An 18,921-nucleotide genomic window follows, 5' to 3' on the forward strand; every position below is an offset into this window, starting at 1 on the left:
TTGTTAAGCCCGTTGGTCTTTAATATCCGGGGCAGGCCCTGCAAGGTCCGGGGTTATTCGGCGATCTGCAACTTGCGCGCCTCGGTGTACACGTAACGGACTTTCTCGTATTCGAACGGTGAGTTCAACTGGCCGTAGCGCAAGTTGGTGGTGTAGCGCTTGTCGATGGCCTCCAACAGATAGATTTCCGGGTGGTCCGAGCTGACCTGCGAGACGTTGAGGAAGTTGATCTGCGATGCGGCGGCGAAGTCGAACACCAGCCCACCGGTATCGCGCAGGTTCGACGGACCGAGGAACGGCAGCATCAGGTACGCCCCGCCCGGCACGCCATAGAAGCCCAGGGTCTGGCCGAAGTCCTCGGCCTGGCGCGGCAGGCCCATTTTGGTGGCCGGGTCCCACAGGCCGGCGACGCCGATGGTGGTGTTGAGCAGCAGGCGTCCGGTGGTGTCCAGTGCCCGCTTGCCCTTGAACTGGAGCAGGCTGTTGAGCAGGTTGGTGACATCCCCCAGGTTACTGAAGAAGTTGCTCACGCCCTCGCGCAGGAAGGTCGGTGTCACGTAGCGATAGCCGTCGACCACGGGCAGGAACACCCATTCGTCGAAACGGTAGTTGAAGTGGTAGACCCGACGGTTCCAGGACTCCAACGGGTCGTAGACGCTCAGGGCGTTGAGGGTCGAGCGTTCGAATTCACGCTGGTCCAGGCCCGGATTGAATTTGAGCTGTTTCAACGGTTCGGTGAAACCGTCCGGGTCCGGCACCACGGGATCGTGCGCCTTGCTGTTGTCGGCCAGGGCAGGGGCTGCGCAGAACAACGCCGCGAGCAGCAGGAGAGATTTAGCCACGGAAGAACTCCAGCATGGCGTCGGCGTTGACGCGGTAATTGAGATTGCCGCAGTGGCCGCCATGGGGGTAGACCGTCAGGCGATCGCCAAAGGTGCGACGCAGGAAGCCCAGGTCGCCGGGGCCGAGGATCACGTCGTCGGCGTTGTGCATCACGGCGATTTTCGGGCTGTCGTGCAGGTAGTCCTTGAGGGCGTAGAGGCTGACCTGGTCGATCAGTTGCAAGATGCTGCCGCCGTCGGTGCGGGCGCGCCACATCGGGATCACCTGTTCGGTCAGGTAGCAGTCGAAATCGCATTGCAGGGCGCGCTTGAGCATCGGCGTGAGGCTGGTGCCTTCGGTGATCGGGTACTTCGGCGGGGTGATCAGGCCGCGGCGGTTGATCAGGTCCGAGGTGAAGGCGATGTCCGCCGCCGAAAAGCGGAAGGTGGTGCCGATCAGCATGGCCATCTGTTCGTTGCTCAGGTGTTGCCGGGACTGCTGGAAGTCGTAGAGCAGGGCGTCATTGAGGTCGATATAGCCCTTTTTCTGGAAGTAGCGGGTCAGCTTGCCGAGCACCAGTTCATAGAAGGTGGTGGTGTTGGTGACGCCCTTGACTTCGGTCTGGACCAGCTTGTCCAGGTTGGTGACCGAGGTGTAGAGGTTGACCGGCGGATTGAGCAGCAGGACTTTCTTGAAGTTGAAGCTGCGCCGGGTTTCATCCAGTTTGCTGACAAAGGCCGCGTCCAGGGCACCGAGGCTGTAGCCGCTGAGATAGAAGTCGGTGATCGGCAGGTTCGGCTGCTGGGCGCGCACGGCCTGCATGACCCGGTACAGGTCTTCCGCGTCCTCCTTGCTGACGCCGGGGGTGGCGAAGCGCGAGGCGGCGCTCATGAAGTCGAAGCTGGTGGGCGACGACAACTGCACGACGTGGTAGCCGGCCTGGTAGTAGAGCTTCTTCAGGTATTCGTTGATGCTGCTGTCGTAGCGCGCGCCGGTGCCGGAGATCAGGAAGATCAGCGGGGCGGGGTGATCCTGTCGGGCCAGGCGGTAGGTGAGTTTCTTCACCGCCCAGAAATTGTCCGGGAGGATGAAGTCGCGTTCCGGGCGCAGTTTGAGGCTGTAGTCCGCTTGCCGGATGCTGTCGTCGTCGGGCAGTTTCGGTCGCAGGTTCGGCGGCGTGGTGGCGATGGTCGCTTCGAACGGGTTGGTCAACGGGAAGCCATAGCTGGCGGCGTCGACATCGACGGCCAGGGCGGACGCGCTCAGGATGAGACCGCCGAGAAAGGCGGCGATGCGCAGAGAAAGGAGCATGACTACATCCCTTTGAAGGAAAATGCTGATTGAGTTCCGCAGGTTATGACCACCGGGCTACTGCTGAAGTGCCATGTCCCGACGCTAAAAAAGCATTTTAGCCAGGCGCGCCATGGATAATTCCCGCGCAACGATACACTTTGCCGCAGTTTGCCGGGCAGTTATGTGGTGCGGGAGCTTGCATAGGCGATTCTGGCGATTATGCTGGGCGCCGTTTTCGTTTATCGGAGTTGTCCATGTCTCGCCGTTTGCCGCTGGTCCTGCTGCTTATTGTCCTGCCGTTGTGGTTGGCTGCCAGTTATGGCGTGCGTTACGGGTTGATGGAGGACGGCCAGTGGGTCGGGGTGTGCGTGGATGAGGCGCTGCGCTGGCAATGCCAGGCGCGTTCCAACCTGGGCTGGTTGATCCACTTCGAGGCGCTGGGCTGGACGGCGCTGGTCGCGGCGGTGTTGGCTTTTGTGGCGCCGGGGCGCTTGGGCCGGGCTTTGGCGGTGCTGGCGCTGCTGGCCGGGTTTCCGGCGCTGGCGTTGTACAACACCAGCCTCGCGGTATTTGCGCTGGTGATTGCGGGGTTGCGGTTGGTGCGATCGGCTTGATGTGAATGCAGGTACGGTCTCGACCCTCGACTCACCACTGCTGCCGGCGCGGTCAATTGCAGGCGCCAGCAATCGAGCGTCGACCGGCCGCTCCTGCAATAGGCGGTGCTTCAGCGCGAAATAGCGTCGAGCCTGGAAGCAAGATCTACCTGTAATTTACCCACCCGCACGCTACGCCACAGCGCCGCAACCATCATCACGCTGACCAGCGCCCAGCCCCAGGCCTGCAGGTTTTCCAGGCCTTCACGGTACAGTTGCGGGGCAATGCCGGCCCCGATGATCAATGCCAGCAGACCGATCTCCCGACGCGGACCCGCTACCGGACGCACCAGGAACACCAACGCCGGCAACAGCAAGGCCGCGCTCGGAAAGCTGCGGTAGCGCGGATCGAACACCAGTTCCAGCATCATCACCGCCCCGGCAAAGCCGGCGCCTGCCAGCAGCCAACCGGCGCGTTGCTCCAACCCTTTGAACAACCCGGCACGCCAGCCGGCCTGGCGACCGAGGGCCAGCGCCGCATGCGCCAGTACCAGCAGGTTCAGCGCCAGCAGCAAGCCGGCCCAGATCCACTCGCCGGTAAACCGGCTGGTGATCCGCGCCAGTTCGCCCCAGGCGCCAATGGAACAGCCCGCCAACGCCCCCAGCAACGGTAGCAGCAGCGCCGCCCGCGTGCTGCGTACGCGCCCGGCCAGCAGCAGCGTGCCGAGGAGGATCAGCCCACCCAGCCCCAGCCACTGAGGCCAGTACGGCAGGTTCGAGACGGGGCCGGCCAACACGCCCTTGTCCTGGCGATCGGCATCGAACAGGCCCCAGTAGCCGCCGACGGCGCCTTCGCTACCGCGTTTCCACGGCTGGTCGAAGGCCTCGATCAGGTTGTAGTGCCAACCGTTCTGCTCGGCCAGGGCGGCGAAGCCGCGAATGAACCTGGCTTCGTTGACCCGGCTCGGCAGCGCGGTTTCCCGCTGGCGGCCTTCGCTCGGCCAGCCGGTTTCGCCGATCAGGATGTCCTTGGGCGCGAACCGCATGCCGAACACCTTGCGCACCTGGGCGACATGCTCGAGCGCGTCGTCGATGCTGGAGGGATCGTTTTCCCAGTACGGCAGCAGGTGAATGGTCAGGAAGTCCACGGCGGGGGCGACCTGCGGATGCTCGAGCCAGAACACCCAGACGTCGGCATAGGTCACCGGCTGCTGCACATGGGCCTTGACCTTGTGGATCAGCTTGACCAGTTGATCGCCGGTGACCTCCTTGCGCAGCAGCGCTTCGTTGCCGACGATCACCGCGCTGACCACATCGGCGTTGGCGTTGGCCGAGGCGATCAGGGCGTCGACTTCCTTCTCGGTGGCCAGCGGGTCACTGCTGACCCAGGCGCCGATCATCATTTTCAGGCCGTGCTTGCGCGCCAGTTCCGGCAGGGCTTCGAGGCCGGTCATGGAGTAGGTGCGAATGCACTCGAAGCGCGTCGCCAGCAGGGCCAGGTCGGCGTCCATGCGTTCCAGGCGCGGGGTGAACGGCTGGTCGAAGGGCGATTGGTCCTTGTCGAACGGGGTATAGGAGGCGCATTGCAGTTTGTGGGTCGGTGTCGCTGCATCGGGCAGGATCACCGGCTGGCCGAGGCCATACCAGAAGCCGCCGAGAGCCAGGAGGCCGAGCAGGCAGGCGAACAAATAGGCGAGGAGCGGGAAGCGGACAGTGGCGGACATGGTCGGGCCGTATGGGAACAAAGCCGCGCATATTACCCGGATTTCCCCAGGCTGTCGGGCCGCGCAGTATTTTGTCATGCAAAGTTCGGGCGCAACAAATGAGGGGCATTCTCAGGCCCCCCGATTACTGGCGTTCTGATGTCGTTTCTCGCTGTCTTGAGGTCGCTGTCAGAGCAGGTCGATGGGTGAGTCAGGTTGATGATCAGGGCGTCAGTACTCCGCTGATGATCGAACGGGTTTGGCGATGAGGCGTGATGGGGGCGCTGTGCACCATAACAATACGTTGACGTCGCCCGGCAGTCGTCGGGTGCAGCATTTCGGGGAAGTAACGATGAAGATGCGACGACTCTTAGGTGCAGGTGCCGTTCTGGCGCTTGCAATCGGCTCCGCCCAGGTGAGTGCCGCGGCCAAGGAAGTGACCATCGGTTATGTCGATGGCTGGTCCGACAGCGTTGCCACCACCAACGTGGCGGCCGAGGTGATCAAGCAGAAGTTGGGTTACGACGTGAAGCTGCAGGCCGTGGCGACCGGGATCATGTGGCAGGGCGTTGCCACCGGCAAGCTCGATGCCATGCTCTCGGCCTGGCTGCCGGTGACCCACGGCGAGTACTGGGCCAAGAACAAGGACAAGGTGGTCGACTACGGTCCCAACTTCAAGGATGCCAAGATCGGCCTGATCGTGCCTGAGTATGTCCAGGCCAAATCCGTCGCCGATCTGAAAACCGACACCACCTTCAAGAACAAGATCGTCGGCATCGATGCGGGCTCGGGCGTGATGCTCAAGACCGACCAGGCGATCAAGGACTACGGCCTGGACTACAAACTGCAAGCCAGTTCGGGTGCGGCGATGATCGCCGAGTTGACCCGTGCCGAAGAGAAGAAAGAATCCATTGCCGTGACCGGTTGGGTGCCGCACTGGATGTTCGCCAAGTGGAAACTGCGCTTCCTGGAAGACCCGAAAGGCGTCTACGGCGCGGCCGAGACCGTCAACAGCATCGGCAGCAAGGAGCTCGCGACGAAGGCGCCGGAAGTGGCGGCGTTCCTGAAGAAGTTCCAGTGGTCGTCCAAGGATGAGATCGGCGAAGTCATGCTGGCCATCCAGGACGGCGCCAAGCCGGATGCCGCGGCCAAGGATTGGGTCGCCAAGCACCCGGACCGCGTGGCTGAGTGGACCCAGTAACCCTCCCGTCGCTGTAATACCCTGAAAAAGCCGCATGACATCACGTCATGCGGCTTTTTTGCATCTGGCGCCCAGGCACCGCCGTTGCTCCTACAATGAAGAAGGGTTTGTTCGGCCAAAAACTGGCGAAAAGGTAATGTCGTTCTAATACTAAGGTCGTCTGGAATCCGTTCGATAGCCGCCTAAAGTGGAATACGTTCCAACTCATCTGTGCTGCGAGGATAAAAACAATGAACGACAGCATTTACCTCTCGATTCAAAACAGCCCCCGCTTCAAGGAGCTGGTCAGGAAACGGGAACGCTTCGCCTGGATACTCTCGGCGATCATGCTCGGGCTTTACTCGGCTTTCATCCTGCTGATCGCCTATGGACCACAGATCCTGGGCGCGAAAATCAGCCCTGGCTCTTCCATTACCTGGGGCATCCCGTTGGGTGTCGGATTGATCGTCTCGGCGTTCGTCCTGACGGCCATCTATGTGCGTCGCGCCAATGGCGAGTTCGACGACCTGAACAACGAGATTCTCAAGGAGGCCCGGCAATGATCCGACGTCTATTGGCGGTATTGGCCGCTTCGGCCTTCGCGCCCCTGGTCCTGGCGGCTGACGCCCTGACCGGCGAAGTGCACAAGCAACCTCTCAACGTGTCGGCCATTGCGATGTTCGTGGTGTTCGTCGGCGCAACCCTGGGCATCACCTACTGGGCTGCCAAGCACAACCGTTCGGCGGCCGACTACTATGCCGCGGGTGGCAGGATCACCGGTTTCCAGAACGGCCTGGCGATTGCCGGCGACTACATGTCGGCGGCATCCTTCCTGGGGATTTCCGCGCTGGTCTACGCCTCGGGCTACGACGGCCTGATCTACTCCATCGGCTTCCTGGTGGGCTGGCCGATCATTCTGTTCCTGATCGCCGAGCGCCTGCGCAACCTGGGCAAGTACACCTTTGCCGACGTCGCCTCCTATCGCCTCGGGCAAACCCAGATCCGCTCGCTGTCGGCCTGCGGTTCGCTGGTGGTGGTAGCGTTCTACCTGATCGCCCAGATGGTCGGCGCCGGCAAGCTGATCCAGCTGCTGTTTGGCCTGGACTACTACGTGGCGGTGATCCTGGTGGGGGTCCTGATGTGCCTCTATGTGCTGTTCGGCGGCATGCTGGCCACCACCTGGGTGCAGATCATCAAGGCGGTGTTGTTGCTGTCCGGTGCTTCATTCATGGCGCTGATGGTGATGAAGCACGTCAACTTCGACTTCAACATGCTGTTTGCCGAAGCGATCAAGGTTCACCCCAAGGGTGAGGCGATCATGAGTCCCGGTGGCCTGGTCAAGGATCCGGTCTCGGCCTTCTCCCTGGGCCTGGCACTGATGTTCGGCACCGCCGGCCTGCCGCACATCCTGATGCGCTTCTTCACCGTGAGCGATGCCAAGGAAGCGCGCAAGAGCGTGTTGTACGCCACCGGTTTCATCGGCTACTTCTACATCCTGACCTTTATCATCGGTTTTGGCGCGATCCTGCTGGTGAGCACCAATCCGGCGTTCAAGGATGCCGCGGGCGCGTTGCTCGGCGGTAACAACATGGCAGCAGTGCACCTGGCCAATGCGGTGGGTGGCAGCGTCTTCCTCGGCTTTATCTCGGCCGTGGCCTTTGCCACCATCCTGGCGGTGGTCTCCGGTCTGACCCTGGCCGGTGCGTCGGCGGTGTCCCATGACCTGTATGCCAACGTGATTAAGAGGGGCAAGGCCAACGAAAAGGATGAGATCCGCGTCTCGAAGATCACCACCATCCTCCTCGGCGTGTTGGCGATCGTCCTGGGCATCCTGTTCGAAAGCCAGAACATCGCGTTCATGGTCGGCCTGGCGTTCTCCATTGCCGCCAGTTGCAACTTCCCGGTGCTGCTGCTTTCCATGTACTGGAAGAAGCTGACCACCCGGGGGGCGATGATCGGTGGCTGGATGGGGTTGGTCAGTGCGGTGGGGCTGATGATCCTTGGCCCGACTATCTGGGTGCAGATCATGCATCACGAGAAAGCCATTTTCCCGTATGAGTATCCGGCGCTGTTCTCGATGGCCATTGCCTTCGTCGGGATCTGGTTCTTCTCCATCACCGACAAGTCGACGGCGGCCGAGAACGAGCGGGCGCTGTTCTTCCCGCAGTTCGTGCGTTCGCAGACGGGCCTGGGGGCGAGCGGGGCGGTTCCCCACTAAGGGTTGTCTATATAAGCTGCGCTGAAACGAAATGCCCCGGTCGAGAGATCGGGGCATTTTTTATTGGGCTGCGTAACAGGCTCTGCACAAACAGAAACGGCCTCTATCAAGAGGCCGTTTCAGCTGCAGCTAAGGCGTTACCGCGAGGCAAACCTTACTTGCGGTCTTCCAGCTTGGTGATGTCACGCGACTCGTAGCCGGTGTACAGCTGGCGCGGACGGCCGATCTTGTACGGGCTGGAGAGCATTTCCTTCCAGTGGGAGATCCAGCCCACGGTCCGCGCCAGGGCGAAGATCACGGTGAACATGCTGGTTGGAATGCCGATTGCCTTGAGGATGATCCCCGAGTAGAAGTCGACGTTCGGGTACAGCGAGCGCTCGATGAAGTACGGATCGGTCAGGGCGATCTCTTCGAGACGCATGGCCAGTTCCAACTGTGGATCGTTTTTGATGCCCAGCTCTTTGAGCACTTCGTCGCAGGTCTGCTTCATCACGGTGGCGCGTGGGTCGCGGTTCTTGTAGACCCGGTGACCGAAGCCCATCAACTTGAACGGATCGTTCTTGTCCTTGGCCTTGGCGATGAACTTGTCGATGTTCGAGACATCGCCGATTTCATCGAGCATGGTCAATACCGCTTCGTTGGCACCGCCGTGGGCAGGGCCCCAGAGTGCGGCGATACCGGCGGCGATACAGGCGAACGGGTTGGCACCCGAAGAGCCCGCCAGGCGCACGGTGGAGGTCGAAGCGTTCTGCTCGTGGTCGGCATGGAGGATGAAGATCCGGTCCATGGCCTTGGCGAGCACCGGGCTGATCGGTTTGATCTCGCACGGGGTGTTGAACATCATGTGCAGGAAGTTTTCCGCGTACGACAGGTCGTTGCGCGGGTACATCATGGGTTGGCCCATGGAGTACTTGTACACCATCGCGGCCAGGGTCGGCATCTTGGCGACCAGGCGAATGGCGGAAATCTCGCGGTGCTGGGCGTTATTGATGTCCAGCGAGTCGTGGTAGAAGGCCGACAGGGCGCCGACTACGCCGCACATGACGGCCATCGGGTGGGCGTCGCGACGGAAGCCGTTGAAGAAGCTCTTCAACTGCTCGTGCACCATGGTGTGGTTCTTCACGGTGCTGACGAACTGGGCCTTCTGCTCCGTGGTCGGCAGTTCGCCGTTGAGCAGCAGGTAGCAGGTTTCCAGGTAGTCCGATTTCTCGGCGAGTTGCTCGATCGGGTAGCCGCGGTGCAGCAGGATGCCGTTATCGCCGTCGATATAGGTGATCTTCGACTCGCAGGAAGCGGTCGACATGAAGCCAGGGTCGAATGTGAACCGGCCCGTGGCCGTCAGGCCCCGCACGTCGATTACATCGGGACCAACGGTGCCGGTTAAAATGGGCAGCTCGACGGGGGCTGCGCCCTCGATGATCAACTGCGCTTTTTTGTCAGCCATGTGGCCTCCTATTTATGCTTGAAATCATCAGACAGGCCCCCCACGCAGGGCCCGCACCACTATAGTGAGATAAATTCGAATGTCAATTTGCCAAAAGTCTTGTTGTAGGCGGCTTCGGGCGGAGCTTTTCCTCGAAATTGACGGCTATTTACGCCTTTTATCCCGCTAACGCAATGCACCATTAGGGGTAGTCCTTTGCGTTGTCATTAGTAGCCTAACTGTCTATACTCGGCAGCCGACCGCCAGGGGCTTTTGGGCCTGTTTTACTGGGGGTCGTCACTCCCTGGGTGGTGGGTACCTGACCAGTGCACTTGCCCAACAACTTTGCCCTGATCGTTAGGGCTCATCAGTGAAAAAAAAGCCGTGAAAAGCCAACGACCTGTAAACCTAGACCTAAGGACCATCAAACTCCCCATAACCGGCGTTACGTCGTTTCTTCACCGTGTATCCGGCATCATCCTTTTCCTGGGCCTTGGCTTCATGCTGTACGCATTGAGCAAATCCCTGGGTTCCGAGGAAGGCTTCGCCGAGGTGAAGGCGTGCTTGACCAGCCCTCTGGCCAAGTTCGTTGGATGGGGACTTCTGTCCGCCTTGCTGTATCACATGGTGGCTGGCGTACGCCATCTGATCATGGATATGGGCATCGGTGAAACGCTGGAAGGCGGGAAACTGGGCTCTAAAATCGTCATCGCCATTTCCGTGGTGCTGATCGTTCTGGCGGGAGTTTGGATATGGTAACCAGCGTTACGAACCTATCGCGTTCGGGCCTCTACGACTGGATGGCGCAGCGCGTATCCGCAGTCGTTCTCGCGGCTTATTTCATTTTCCTGATCGGATACGTCGTGGCGAATCCGGGCCTGGGCTACGCCCAATGGCACGGCCTGTTCGCTCACAACGGGATGCGCATCTTCAGTCTGTTGGCCCTGGTGGCCCTGGGCGCTCACGCCTGGGTCGGCATGTGGACCATTTCGACCGACTACCTGACGCCGATGGCGCTGGGCAAGTCCGCGACAGCGGTGCGTTTCCTTTTCCAGGCAGTGTGCGGCGTTGCGATGTTCGCGTACTTCGTCTGGGGTGTGCAGATTCTCTGGGGTATCTGATTCATGGCTAACATTCCAACGATTTCTTTCGACGCCATCATCATTGGCGGCGGCGGTGCCGGCATGCGCGCCGCGCTGCAACTGGCCCAGGGCGGTCACAAGACCGCAGTGATCACCAAGGTGTTCCCGACCCGTTCGCACACGGTGTCGGCCCAGGGCGGCATCACCTGCGCCATCGCGTCGGCCGACCCGAACGACGACTGGCGCTGGCACATGTACGATACCGTCAAGGGTTCCGACTACATCGGTGACCAGGACGCTATCGAATACATGTGTCAGGAAGGCCCGGCTGCGGTCTTCGAACTGGACCACATGGGTCTGCCGTTCTCCCGCACCGAAACCGGTCGCATCTACCAGCGTCCGTTCGGCGGCCAGTCCAAGGACTTCGGCAAGGGCGGCCAGGCGGCACGTACCTGCGCGGCTTCCGACCGTACCGGTCACGCCCTGCTGCACACCCTCTATCAGGGCAACCTGAAGGCGGGCACCACCTTCCTGAACGAGTACTACGCGGTTGACCTGGTGAAGAACCAGGACGGCGCATTCGTCGGTGTGATCGCGATCTGCATCGAAACCGGTGAAACTTCCTACATCCGCGCCAACGCCACCGTACTGGCGACCGGCGGTGCAGGTCGTATCTACTCGTCCACCACCAACGCCCTGATCAACACCGGTGACGGTATCGGCATGGCCTTGCGTGCCGGCGTACCGGTGCAAGACATCGAGATGTGGCAGTTCCACCCGACCGGCATCGCCGGCGCCGGTGTACTGGTCACCGAAGGTTGCCGCGGTGAAGGCGGTTACCTGATCAACAAGCACGGCGAGCGTTTCATGGAGCGTTATGCTCCGAACGCCAAGGACCTGGCTGGCCGCGACGTGGTTGCCCGTTCCATGGTCAAGGAAATCATTGCCGGCAACGGCTGTGGCCCGAACGGCGACCACGTGCTGCTCAAACTCGACCACCTCGGCGAGGAAGTGCTGCACAGCCGCCTGCCAGGCATCTGCGAACTGTCCAAGACCTTCGCCCACGTCGATCCGGTGGTTGCTCCGGTTCCGGTCGTTCCAACCTGCCACTACATGATGGGCGGCGTTGCCACCAACATCCATGGTCAGGCGATCACCCAGGACGCCAACGGCGTCGACACCATCATTCCTGGCCTGTTCGCGGTCGGTGAAGTGGCTTGCGTATCGGTTCACGGTGCCAACCGCCTGGGCGGCAACTCGCTGCTCGACCTGGTGGTCTTCGGCCGTGCGGCCGGCCTGCACCTGGAAAAGGCGCTGTCCGAAGGTATCGAATACCGCAACGCCAGCGACACCGACATCGATGTGGCGCTGAACCGTCTGGCCAAGCTCAACGAGCGCACCGACGGCGAAGACGTCGCCACCCTGCGTCGCGAGCTGCAAAGCTGCATGCAGAACTACTTCGGTGTATTCCGTACCGGCGAATACATGCAGAAGGGTATCGCCCAGTTGGCTGGCCTGCGCGAGCGTATCGCCAACGTCAAGATCAACGACAAGTCCCAGGCCTTCAATACCGCGCGTATCGAAGCCCTTGAGCTGCAAAACCTGCTGGAAGTGGCGGAAGCCACCGCGATTGCCGCCGAGCATCGCAAAGAGTCCCGCGGTGCTCACGCCCGTGAAGACTTTGAAGAGCGCGACGACGAAAACTGGCTGTGCCATACCCTGTTCTTCCCGGGTGAGAAGCGTGTGACCAAGCGTGCCGTTAACTTCTCGCCGAAGACCGTTCCGACTTTCGAACCAAAAGTCCGGACTTACTAAGGGGTAATCGATATGTTGCAAGTCGAAGTTTATCGTTACAACCCTGACACCGATTCCGCGCCGAAAACCCAGGTTTTCCAGGTCGACACCGGTGGCAAGGACTTGATGGTGCTGGACGTACTGGCCCTGATCAAAGAGCAGGACGAAGGTTTCTCCTATCGTCGCTCCTGCCGTGAAGGCGTGTGCGGTTCCGATGGCATGAACATCAACGGCAAGAACGGCCTGGCGTGCATCACGCCGCTGTCCTCGGTGGTCAAGGGCAACAAGCTGGTGGTGCGTCCGCTGCCAGGTTTGCCGGTGATCCGTGACTTGGTCGTCGATATGAGCATCTTCTACAAGCAATACGAGAAGGTGAAGCCATTCCTGCAGAACGACACGCCGGCCCCGGCCATCGAGCGTCTGCAGTCTCCGGAAGAGCGCGAGAAGCTGGACGGTCTGTACGAGTGCATCCTGTGCGCCTGCTGCTCGACCTCCTGCCCGTCCTTCTGGTGGAACCCGGACAAGTTCCTGGGCCCGGCCGCCCTGCTGCAAGCGTACCGCTTCCTGGCAGACAGCCGTGACACCAAGACCACCGAGCGTCTGGCTTCGCTGGATGACCCGTTCAGCGTCTTCCGCTGCCGCGGGATCATGAACTGCGTCAACGTATGTCCGAAGGGCCTGAATCCGACCAAGGCTATCGGTCACATCCGTAACATGCTGCTGCAAAGCGGCGTGTGATTCAGCGGCTGTAACCCGGCTGTTGTAAATCGGTTGTTGTAATCGATTGTTGTAAAAAGTGGCACCGCTGTAACCGTAGAAAGGCCAGGGCGTGGGCTTCAACCCGCGCCCCGGCTATAACCAGAGCAACGGCTCATAAAGCTGTGGCTCTTATTTTTGAAGAAATGAGACCAGCAGGGGCATCCGGGCCGGTACCCGGACTATCAGCGTGATCCCAAGTGGCTTGTTTTTGTCGCTGCATTCGGACTTCTGCAAGCTTGCGCGGTGTTTTCGCCGATGGTGTCCCCTAACCGAGGGTGACCAAGCATGCAAGAAAGCGTGATGCAGCGCATGTGGAATAGCGGCTATCTTTCAGGTGGTAACGCTGCCTATGTGGAAGAGCTCTACGAGCTCTACCTGCACGACCCTAACGCTGTGCCAGAAGAGTGGCGCACCAAATTCCAGACGTTGCCCGCTGACGGCAACGCTGCCACTGATGTTTCGCACTCGACAATCCGCGATCATTTCGTCTTGCTGGCAAAGAACCAGCGCCGCGCCCAACCGGTTTCCGCCGGCAGCGTGAGCAGTGAGCACGAAAAGAAGCAGGTTGAAGTGCTGCGATTGATCCAGGCCTACAGGATGCGTGGCCACCAGGCAGCCCAGCTCGACCCGCTGGGACTGTGGCAGCGTCCTGCACCCGCAGACCTGTCGATCAATCATTACGGCTTGACCAATGCCGATCTTGATACGACCTTCCGTGCCGGCGACCTGTTCATCGGCAAGGAGGAAGCGAGCCTACGCGAAATTCACGAAGCGTTGCAGCAGACATATTGCCGCACCATCGGCGCTGAATTCACGCACATCGTCGACTCCGAGCAGCGCCACTGGTTCCAGCAGCGCCTGGAAAGCGTGCGCGGCCGTCCGACCTTCTCCGCGGACATCAAGAGCCACCTGCTCGAGCGCGTCACCGCCGCCGAAGGCCTGGAAAAGTACCTGGGCACCAAGTACCCGGGCACCAAGCGTTTCGGCCTGGAAGGTGGCGAGAGCCTGATCCCGATGCTGGACGAGATGATCCAGCGTTCCGGCTCCTACGGCACCAAGGAAATCGTCATCGGCATGGCCCACCGTGGTCGCCTGAACGTGCTGGTCAACACCTTCGGCAAGAACCCGCGTGAGCTGTTCGACGAGTTTGAAGGCAAGAAGAAGGTCGAGCTGGGCTCCGGTGACGTGAAATACCACCAGGGCTTCTCGTCCAACGTGATGACCACCGGCGGTGAAGTTCACCTGGCCATGGCGTTCAACCCATCCCACCTGGAAATCGTTTCCCCGGTGGTCGAGGGTTCGGTACGTGCCCGCCAGGACCGTCGCAACGATGCCAGCGGTGACAAGGTTCTGCCGATTTCCCTCCACGGTGACGCTGCATTCGCAGGTCAGGGCGTGGTCATGGAAACCTTCCAGATGTCGCAGACCCGCGGCTTCAAGACGGGCGGCACGATCCACATCGTGATCAACAACCAGGTCGGTTTCACCATCAGCAACCCGCTGGACTCGCGTTCCACCGAGTACGCCACCGACGTCGCGAAAATGATCCAGGCGCCGATCCTCCATGTGAATGGCGATGATCCGGAAGCCGTGCTGTTCGTGACCCAGCTGGCGGTCGACTACCGCATGCAGTACAAGCGCGACGTGGTGATCGACCTGGTCTGCTACCGTCGTCGTGGCCACAACGAAGCCGACGAACCTAGCGGTACCCAGCCGCTGATGTATCAGCAGATCACCAAGCAGCGCACCACCCGTGAGCTGTATGCCGAGCGCCTGGTTCAGGCCAAGGTGCTGGATGACGCGCGGGTTCAGGCGAAGGTCGATGAATACCGCAGCGCCCTGGACAACGGTCTGCACGTGGTGAAGAGCCTGGTCAAGGAACCGAACAAGGAGTTGTTCGTCGACTGGCGCCCATACCTGGGTCACGCGTGGACCGCACGTCACGACACCCGCTTCGATCTGAAGACCCTGCAGGAACTGTCCGCCAAGCTGCTGGAGATCCCGGAAGGCTTCGTGGTCCAGCGTCAGGTCGCGAAGATCTACGAAGACCGTCAGAAGATGCAAGCCGGCGGCCTGCCGATCAACTGGGGTTACGCCGAAACCATGGCGTACGCGACCCTGGCGTTCGAAGGTCACCCGATTCGCATGACCGGCCAGGACATCGGCCGCGGTACGTTCTCGCACCGTCATGCCGTGCTGCACAACCAGAAGGATGCAAGCACCTACATTCCGCTGCAGAACCTGTACGAAGGTCAGCCACGCTTCGACCTGTATGACTCGTTCCTGTCGGAAGAAGCGGTACTGGCATTCGAATACGGCTACTCGACCACCACGCCGAATGCGCTGGTGATCTGGGAAGCCCAGTTCGGCGACTTCGCCAACGGTGCCCAGGTGGTTGTCGACCAGTTCATCACCAGTGGCGAGCACAAGTGGGGTCGTCTGTGCGGCCTGACCATGCTGCTGCCGCACGGTTATGAAGGTCAGGGTCCGGAGCACTCCTCGGCCCGTCTGGAACGCTACCTGCAGTTGTGCGCCGAGCACAACGTCCAGGTCTGCGTACCGACTACACCGGCACAGATCTACCACTTGCTGCGTCGCCAGGTCATCCGTCCGCTGCGCAAGCCGCTGATCGTGCTGACACCGAAGTCGCTGCTGCGTCACAAACTGGCTATTTCCACGCTGGAAGAGCTGGCCGAAGGTTCGTTCCAGACCGTTATTCCGGAAATCGACGCCCTGGATCCGAAAAAGGTCCAGCGCCTGATTCTGTGCAGCGGCAAGGTCTACTACGACCTGCTGGAAAAACGCCGTGCCGAAGAGCGTGACGACATCGCCATCGTGCGTATCGAGCAACTGTATCCGTTCCCTGAAGACGACCTGATCGAAGTCCTGGCACCGTACAAGCACCTCAAGCACATCGTCTGGTGTCAGGAAGAGCCGATGAACCAGGGCGCCTGGTACAGCAGCCAGCATCACATGCGTCGTATCGTTGCGGGTCACAACAAGTCGCTGGTACTTGAGTACGCCGGCCGTGAGGCCTCTGCCGCACCGGCTTGTGGTTATGCATCGATGCACGCTGAGCAGCAGGAAAAACTGCTGCAAGATGCTTTTACTGTTTAACGCCTTCGCGCACCTGAAACCGAATTTAAGGAACCACAGATAATGGCTATCGAGATCAAAGCCCCCACTTTCCCGGAATCGGTTGCCGATGGCACCGTTGCCACCTGGCACAAGCAACCGGGCGACGCTGTCAAGCGTGACGAGCTGATCGTCGACATCGAAACCGACAAAGTGGTCCTGGAAGTACTGGCGACCGCCGACGGCGTGCTGGGCGCGATCGTCAAGGGCGAAGGCGACACCGTTCTGTCCGACGAAGTCCTGGGCTCCATCGTTGAAGGCGGCGCTGCCGCCGCTGCACCTGCCGCCGCCGCTCCAGCGGCTGCTGCCCAGGCTGCCGCGCCTGCCGCTGCTGGCGAAGACGATCCGGTCGCTGCACCGGCGGCTCGCAAGCTGGCTGAAGAAAACGGCATCAACATCGCTTCCGTTGCCGGCACCGGCAAGGGCGGTCGCGTGACCAAGGAAGACGTGGTGGCTGCTGTTGCCGCCAAGAAAGCCGCGCCAGCCGCCGCTCCTGCCAAGGCTGCCGCTCCGGCCGCCGCCGCGCCTGTGTTCGCCGCCGGCGACCGCGTCGAGAAGCGTGTGCCGATGACCCGCGTGCGCGCCACCGTGGCCAAGCGCCTGGTCGAAGCGCAGTCGAACATGGCGATGCTGACCACCTTCAACGAAGTGAACATGAAGCCGATCATGGACCTGCGTTCGAAGTACAAGGACCTGTTCGAGAAGACCCACAACGGCGTGCGCCTGGGCTTCATGTCGTTCTTCGTGAAAGCGGCCACCGAAGCGCTGAAACGCTTCCCGGCGGTCAACGCTTCCATCGACGGCGGCGACATCGTTTACCACGGCTACTCCGACGTCGGTGTCGCGGTGTCCAGCGACCGTGGCCTGGTGGTCCCGGTGCTGCGCAACGCCGAGCTGATGAGCCTGGCCGAGATCGAAAACGGCATCGCCACCTTCGGCAAGAAGGCCCGTGACGGCAAGCTGTCCATCGACGAAATGACCGGCGGTACGTTCACCATCACCAACGGTGGTACATTCGGTTCCCTGCTGTCGACCCCGATCGTCAACCCGCCACAAGCCGCCATCCTGGGCATGCACAACATCAATGAGCGCCCGATGGCGGTCAAGGGTGAAGTGGTGATCCTGCCGATGATGTACCTGGCGCTGTCCTACGATCACCGCCTGATCGACGGCAAGGAAGCAGTGTCTTTCCTGGTGACCATCAAGAACCTGCTGGAAGACCCGGCTCGTCTGCTGCTGGATATCTGATTGCGCCCAAGGGGCAGGGCGCTTGCGTCTTGCCCGTTGTGTGAACGATCAGCTTCGTCCCACGACGGTCCCCACGAGGGGCCGTCCGGTTTGATTCGATAAGGAATGACACATGACTCAGAAATTCGACGTGGTAGTGATTGGCGCGGGCCCTGGCGGCTATGTAGCCGCCATCAAGGCAGCGCAACTTGGTCTCAAGACTGCCTGCATCGAGAAGTACCAGGATAAAGAGGGCAAGCTGGCCCTCGGCGGTACTTGCCTGAACGTTGGCTGCATTCCGTCCAAGGCGCTGCTGGACAGCTCCTGGAAGTACCATGAAGCCAAGGACGGGTTCGCCGTCCACGGTATCTCCACCGGCGCCGTCAAGATGGACGTGCCGGCGATGGTCGGTCGCAAGGCCGGTATCGTCAAGAACCTGACCGGCGGCGTGGCCATGCTGTTCAAGGCCAATGGCGTCACCTCGATCGAAGGCCACGGCAAGCTGCTGGCCGGCAAGAAAGTCGAAGTGACCAAGCCAGACGGCACGGTTGAAGTGATCGAGGCCGAGAACGTCATCCTGGCTCCGGGCTCGCGTCCGATCGACATTCCACCGGCTCCGGTCGACCAGAACGTGATCGTCGACTCCACCGGTGCCCTGGAATTCCAGGAAGTGCCGAAGCGCCTGGGCGTGATCGGTGCCGGTGTGATCGGTCTGGAACTGGGTTCCGTCTGGTCCCGCCTGGGTGCCCAGGTCACGGTCCTGGAAGCCCTGGACACCTTCCTGATGGCTGCCGACACCGCCGTTTCCAAGGAAGCGCTGAAAACCCTGACCAAACAAGGTCTGGACATCAAGCTGGGCGCACGCGTGACCGGCTCCAAGGTCAACAAGGGCAAGGAAGTCGTGGTGACCTACACCGACTCCGCCGGCGAGCAGACCATCACCTTCGACAAGCTGATCGTTGCCGTTGGCCGTCGTCCGGTGACCACCGACCTGCTGTCCGCTGATTGCGGCGTGGTCCTAGACGAGCGCGGTTTCGTGCACGTCGATGACCATTGCGCGACCGCCGTACCGGGCGTCTACGCCATCGGCGACGTGGTTCGTGGCATGATGCTGGCACACAAGGCCTCGGAAGAGGGCATCATGGTGGTTGAGCGCATCAAGGGCCACAAGGCCCAGATGAACTACGACCTGATCCCTTCGGTTATCTACACCCATCCGGAAATCGCGTGGGTCGGCAAGACCGAACAGGCTTTGAAAGCAGAAGGCGTTGAAGTTAACATCGGCACCTTCCCGTTCGCCGCCAGTGGTCGTGCCATGGCAGCCAACGATACCGGCGGTTTCGTCAAGGTCATCGCCGATGCCAAGACCGACCGCGTTCTGGGCGTCCACGTGATTGGCCCAAGCGCTGCCGAGCTGGTACAGCAAGGCGCGATCGGTATGGAATTCGGCACCAGTGCCGAGGACCTGGGCATGATGGTCTTCTCCCATCCGACCCTGTCCGAAGCGTTGCACGAAGCGGCATTGGCAGTGAATGGCGGCGCCATCCACGTGGCCAACAAGAAAAAACGCTAAGCGGATAATAAGAAACCACGGCGGCCCGCCCGTCGTGAGCCTTGCGCGCAAGACTCACCGCGGAACGTCCGCTGGACGCAGTCTTGCGTTGTTTCACCGGGCGACCGGAAGGCGACGCA

At 61.1% G+C, this 18,921-nt stretch carries 15 protein-coding genes; 11 read left to right on the top strand and 4 right to left on the bottom strand.

The genetic code is table 11. The annotated features are described in order from the left end of the window. Positions 1-53: 53 nt before the first annotated feature. A complete protein-coding gene (locus NUH87_RS24810; RefSeq protein ID WP_338523063.1) occupies positions 54-842 on the bottom strand; it encodes a VacJ family lipoprotein in 789 nt (262 codons plus the stop codon). Beyond that, complete coding sequence (locus tag NUH87_RS24815) at positions 835-2,133, bottom strand: serine/threonine protein kinase (RefSeq protein ID WP_338523064.1); 1,299 nt, start codon at positions 2,131-2,133, stop codon at positions 835-837. The genes NUH87_RS24810 and NUH87_RS24815 overlap by 8 nt, the downstream gene beginning before the upstream one ends. 236 nt (positions 2,134-2,369) lie before the next feature. Here NUH87_RS24815 and NUH87_RS24820 point away from each other — a divergent pair, with 236 nt between their 5' ends. Then, on the top strand, positions 2,370-2,729 hold the full coding sequence (locus tag NUH87_RS24820; protein WP_338523065.1) for a hypothetical protein: 360 nt from the start codon (positions 2,370-2,372) through the stop codon (positions 2,727-2,729). Between the two features lie 110 nt (positions 2,730-2,839). On the opposite strand, the gene NUH87_RS24825 is transcribed toward NUH87_RS24820, so the two are convergent. Next, positions 2,840-4,432 carry a beta (1-6) glucans synthase gene (locus NUH87_RS24825; protein WP_338523066.1) on the bottom strand — a complete coding sequence of 531 codons (1,593 nt, stop codon included), beginning with the start codon at positions 4,430-4,432 and terminating at the stop codon, positions 2,840-2,842. Positions 4,433-4,763: 331 nt separating this feature from the next. Here NUH87_RS24825 and NUH87_RS24830 point away from each other — a divergent pair, with 331 nt between their 5' ends. From NUH87_RS24830 to NUH87_RS24840, 3 genes are all read left to right on the top strand, one after another. Continuing rightward, positions 4,764-5,612, top strand: coding sequence for a glycine betaine ABC transporter substrate-binding protein (locus NUH87_RS24830; protein WP_338523067.1), 849 nt, complete (start codon positions 4,764-4,766; stop codon positions 5,610-5,612). A gap of 230 nt (positions 5,613-5,842) precedes the next feature. Continuing rightward, on the top strand, positions 5,843-6,154 hold the full coding sequence (locus NUH87_RS24835) for a DUF485 domain-containing protein (protein WP_040065279.1): 312 nt from the start codon (positions 5,843-5,845) through the stop codon (positions 6,152-6,154). Then, complete coding sequence (locus NUH87_RS24840) at positions 6,151-7,809, top strand: cation acetate symporter (protein WP_338523068.1); 1,659 nt, start codon at positions 6,151-6,153, stop codon at positions 7,807-7,809. The genes NUH87_RS24835 and NUH87_RS24840 overlap by 4 nt, the downstream gene beginning before the upstream one ends. Positions 7,810-7,963: 154 nt before the next feature. On the opposite strand, the gene gltA is transcribed toward NUH87_RS24840, so the two are convergent. Beyond that, on the bottom strand, positions 7,964-9,253 hold the full coding sequence (gltA, locus tag NUH87_RS24845) for a citrate synthase (protein ID WP_338523069.1): 1,290 nt from the start codon (positions 9,251-9,253) through the stop codon (positions 7,964-7,966). Positions 9,254-9,616: 363 nt separating this feature from the next. Here gltA and sdhC point away from each other — a divergent pair, with 363 nt between their 5' ends. The 7 genes from sdhC (at position 9,617) to lpdA (ending at position 18,802) form a co-directional block, all read left to right on the top strand. Beyond that, positions 9,617-9,991, top strand: coding sequence for a succinate dehydrogenase, cytochrome b556 subunit (gene sdhC, locus NUH87_RS24850; protein ID WP_338523070.1), 375 nt, complete (start codon positions 9,617-9,619; stop codon positions 9,989-9,991). After that, positions 9,985-10,353 carry a succinate dehydrogenase, hydrophobic membrane anchor protein gene (sdhD, locus tag NUH87_RS24855; protein ID WP_103498762.1) on the top strand — a complete coding sequence of 123 codons (369 nt, stop codon included), beginning with the start codon at positions 9,985-9,987 and terminating at the stop codon, positions 10,351-10,353. The genes sdhC and sdhD overlap by 7 nt, the downstream gene beginning before the upstream one ends. Positions 10,354-10,356: 3 nt before the next feature. After that, on the top strand, positions 10,357-12,129 hold the full coding sequence (gene sdhA, locus NUH87_RS24860; protein WP_338523071.1) for a succinate dehydrogenase flavoprotein subunit: 1,773 nt from the start codon (positions 10,357-10,359) through the stop codon (positions 12,127-12,129). 12 nt (positions 12,130-12,141) lie between these two features. Next, positions 12,142-12,846, top strand: a complete 705-nt coding sequence (locus NUH87_RS24865) for a succinate dehydrogenase iron-sulfur subunit (RefSeq protein WP_338523072.1) — start codon at positions 12,142-12,144, stop codon at positions 12,844-12,846. Positions 12,847-13,152: 306 nt separating this feature from the next. Beyond that, positions 13,153-15,984: a 2-oxoglutarate dehydrogenase E1 component gene (locus tag NUH87_RS24870; protein ID WP_338523073.1), complete on the top strand. Its 2,832-nt coding sequence runs from the start codon at positions 13,153-13,155 to the stop codon at positions 15,982-15,984. A gap of 42 nt (positions 15,985-16,026) precedes the next feature. Continuing rightward, positions 16,027-17,250 (top strand): 2-oxoglutarate dehydrogenase complex dihydrolipoyllysine-residue succinyltransferase, encoded by a 1,224-nt coding sequence (odhB, locus tag NUH87_RS24875; protein WP_338523074.1) that lies wholly within the window; start codon positions 16,027-16,029, stop codon positions 17,248-17,250. A gap of 112 nt (positions 17,251-17,362) precedes the next feature. Further along, positions 17,363-18,802, top strand: a complete 1,440-nt coding sequence (gene lpdA, locus NUH87_RS24880) for a dihydrolipoyl dehydrogenase (protein ID WP_040065297.1) — start codon at positions 17,363-17,365, stop codon at positions 18,800-18,802. Positions 18,803-18,921 lie beyond the last annotated feature (119 nt).

The organism is Pseudomonas batumici, from assembly GCF_036585405.1.
GTDB classification, from domain to species: domain Bacteria; phylum Pseudomonadota; class Gammaproteobacteria; order Pseudomonadales; family Pseudomonadaceae; genus Aquipseudomonas; species Aquipseudomonas batumici.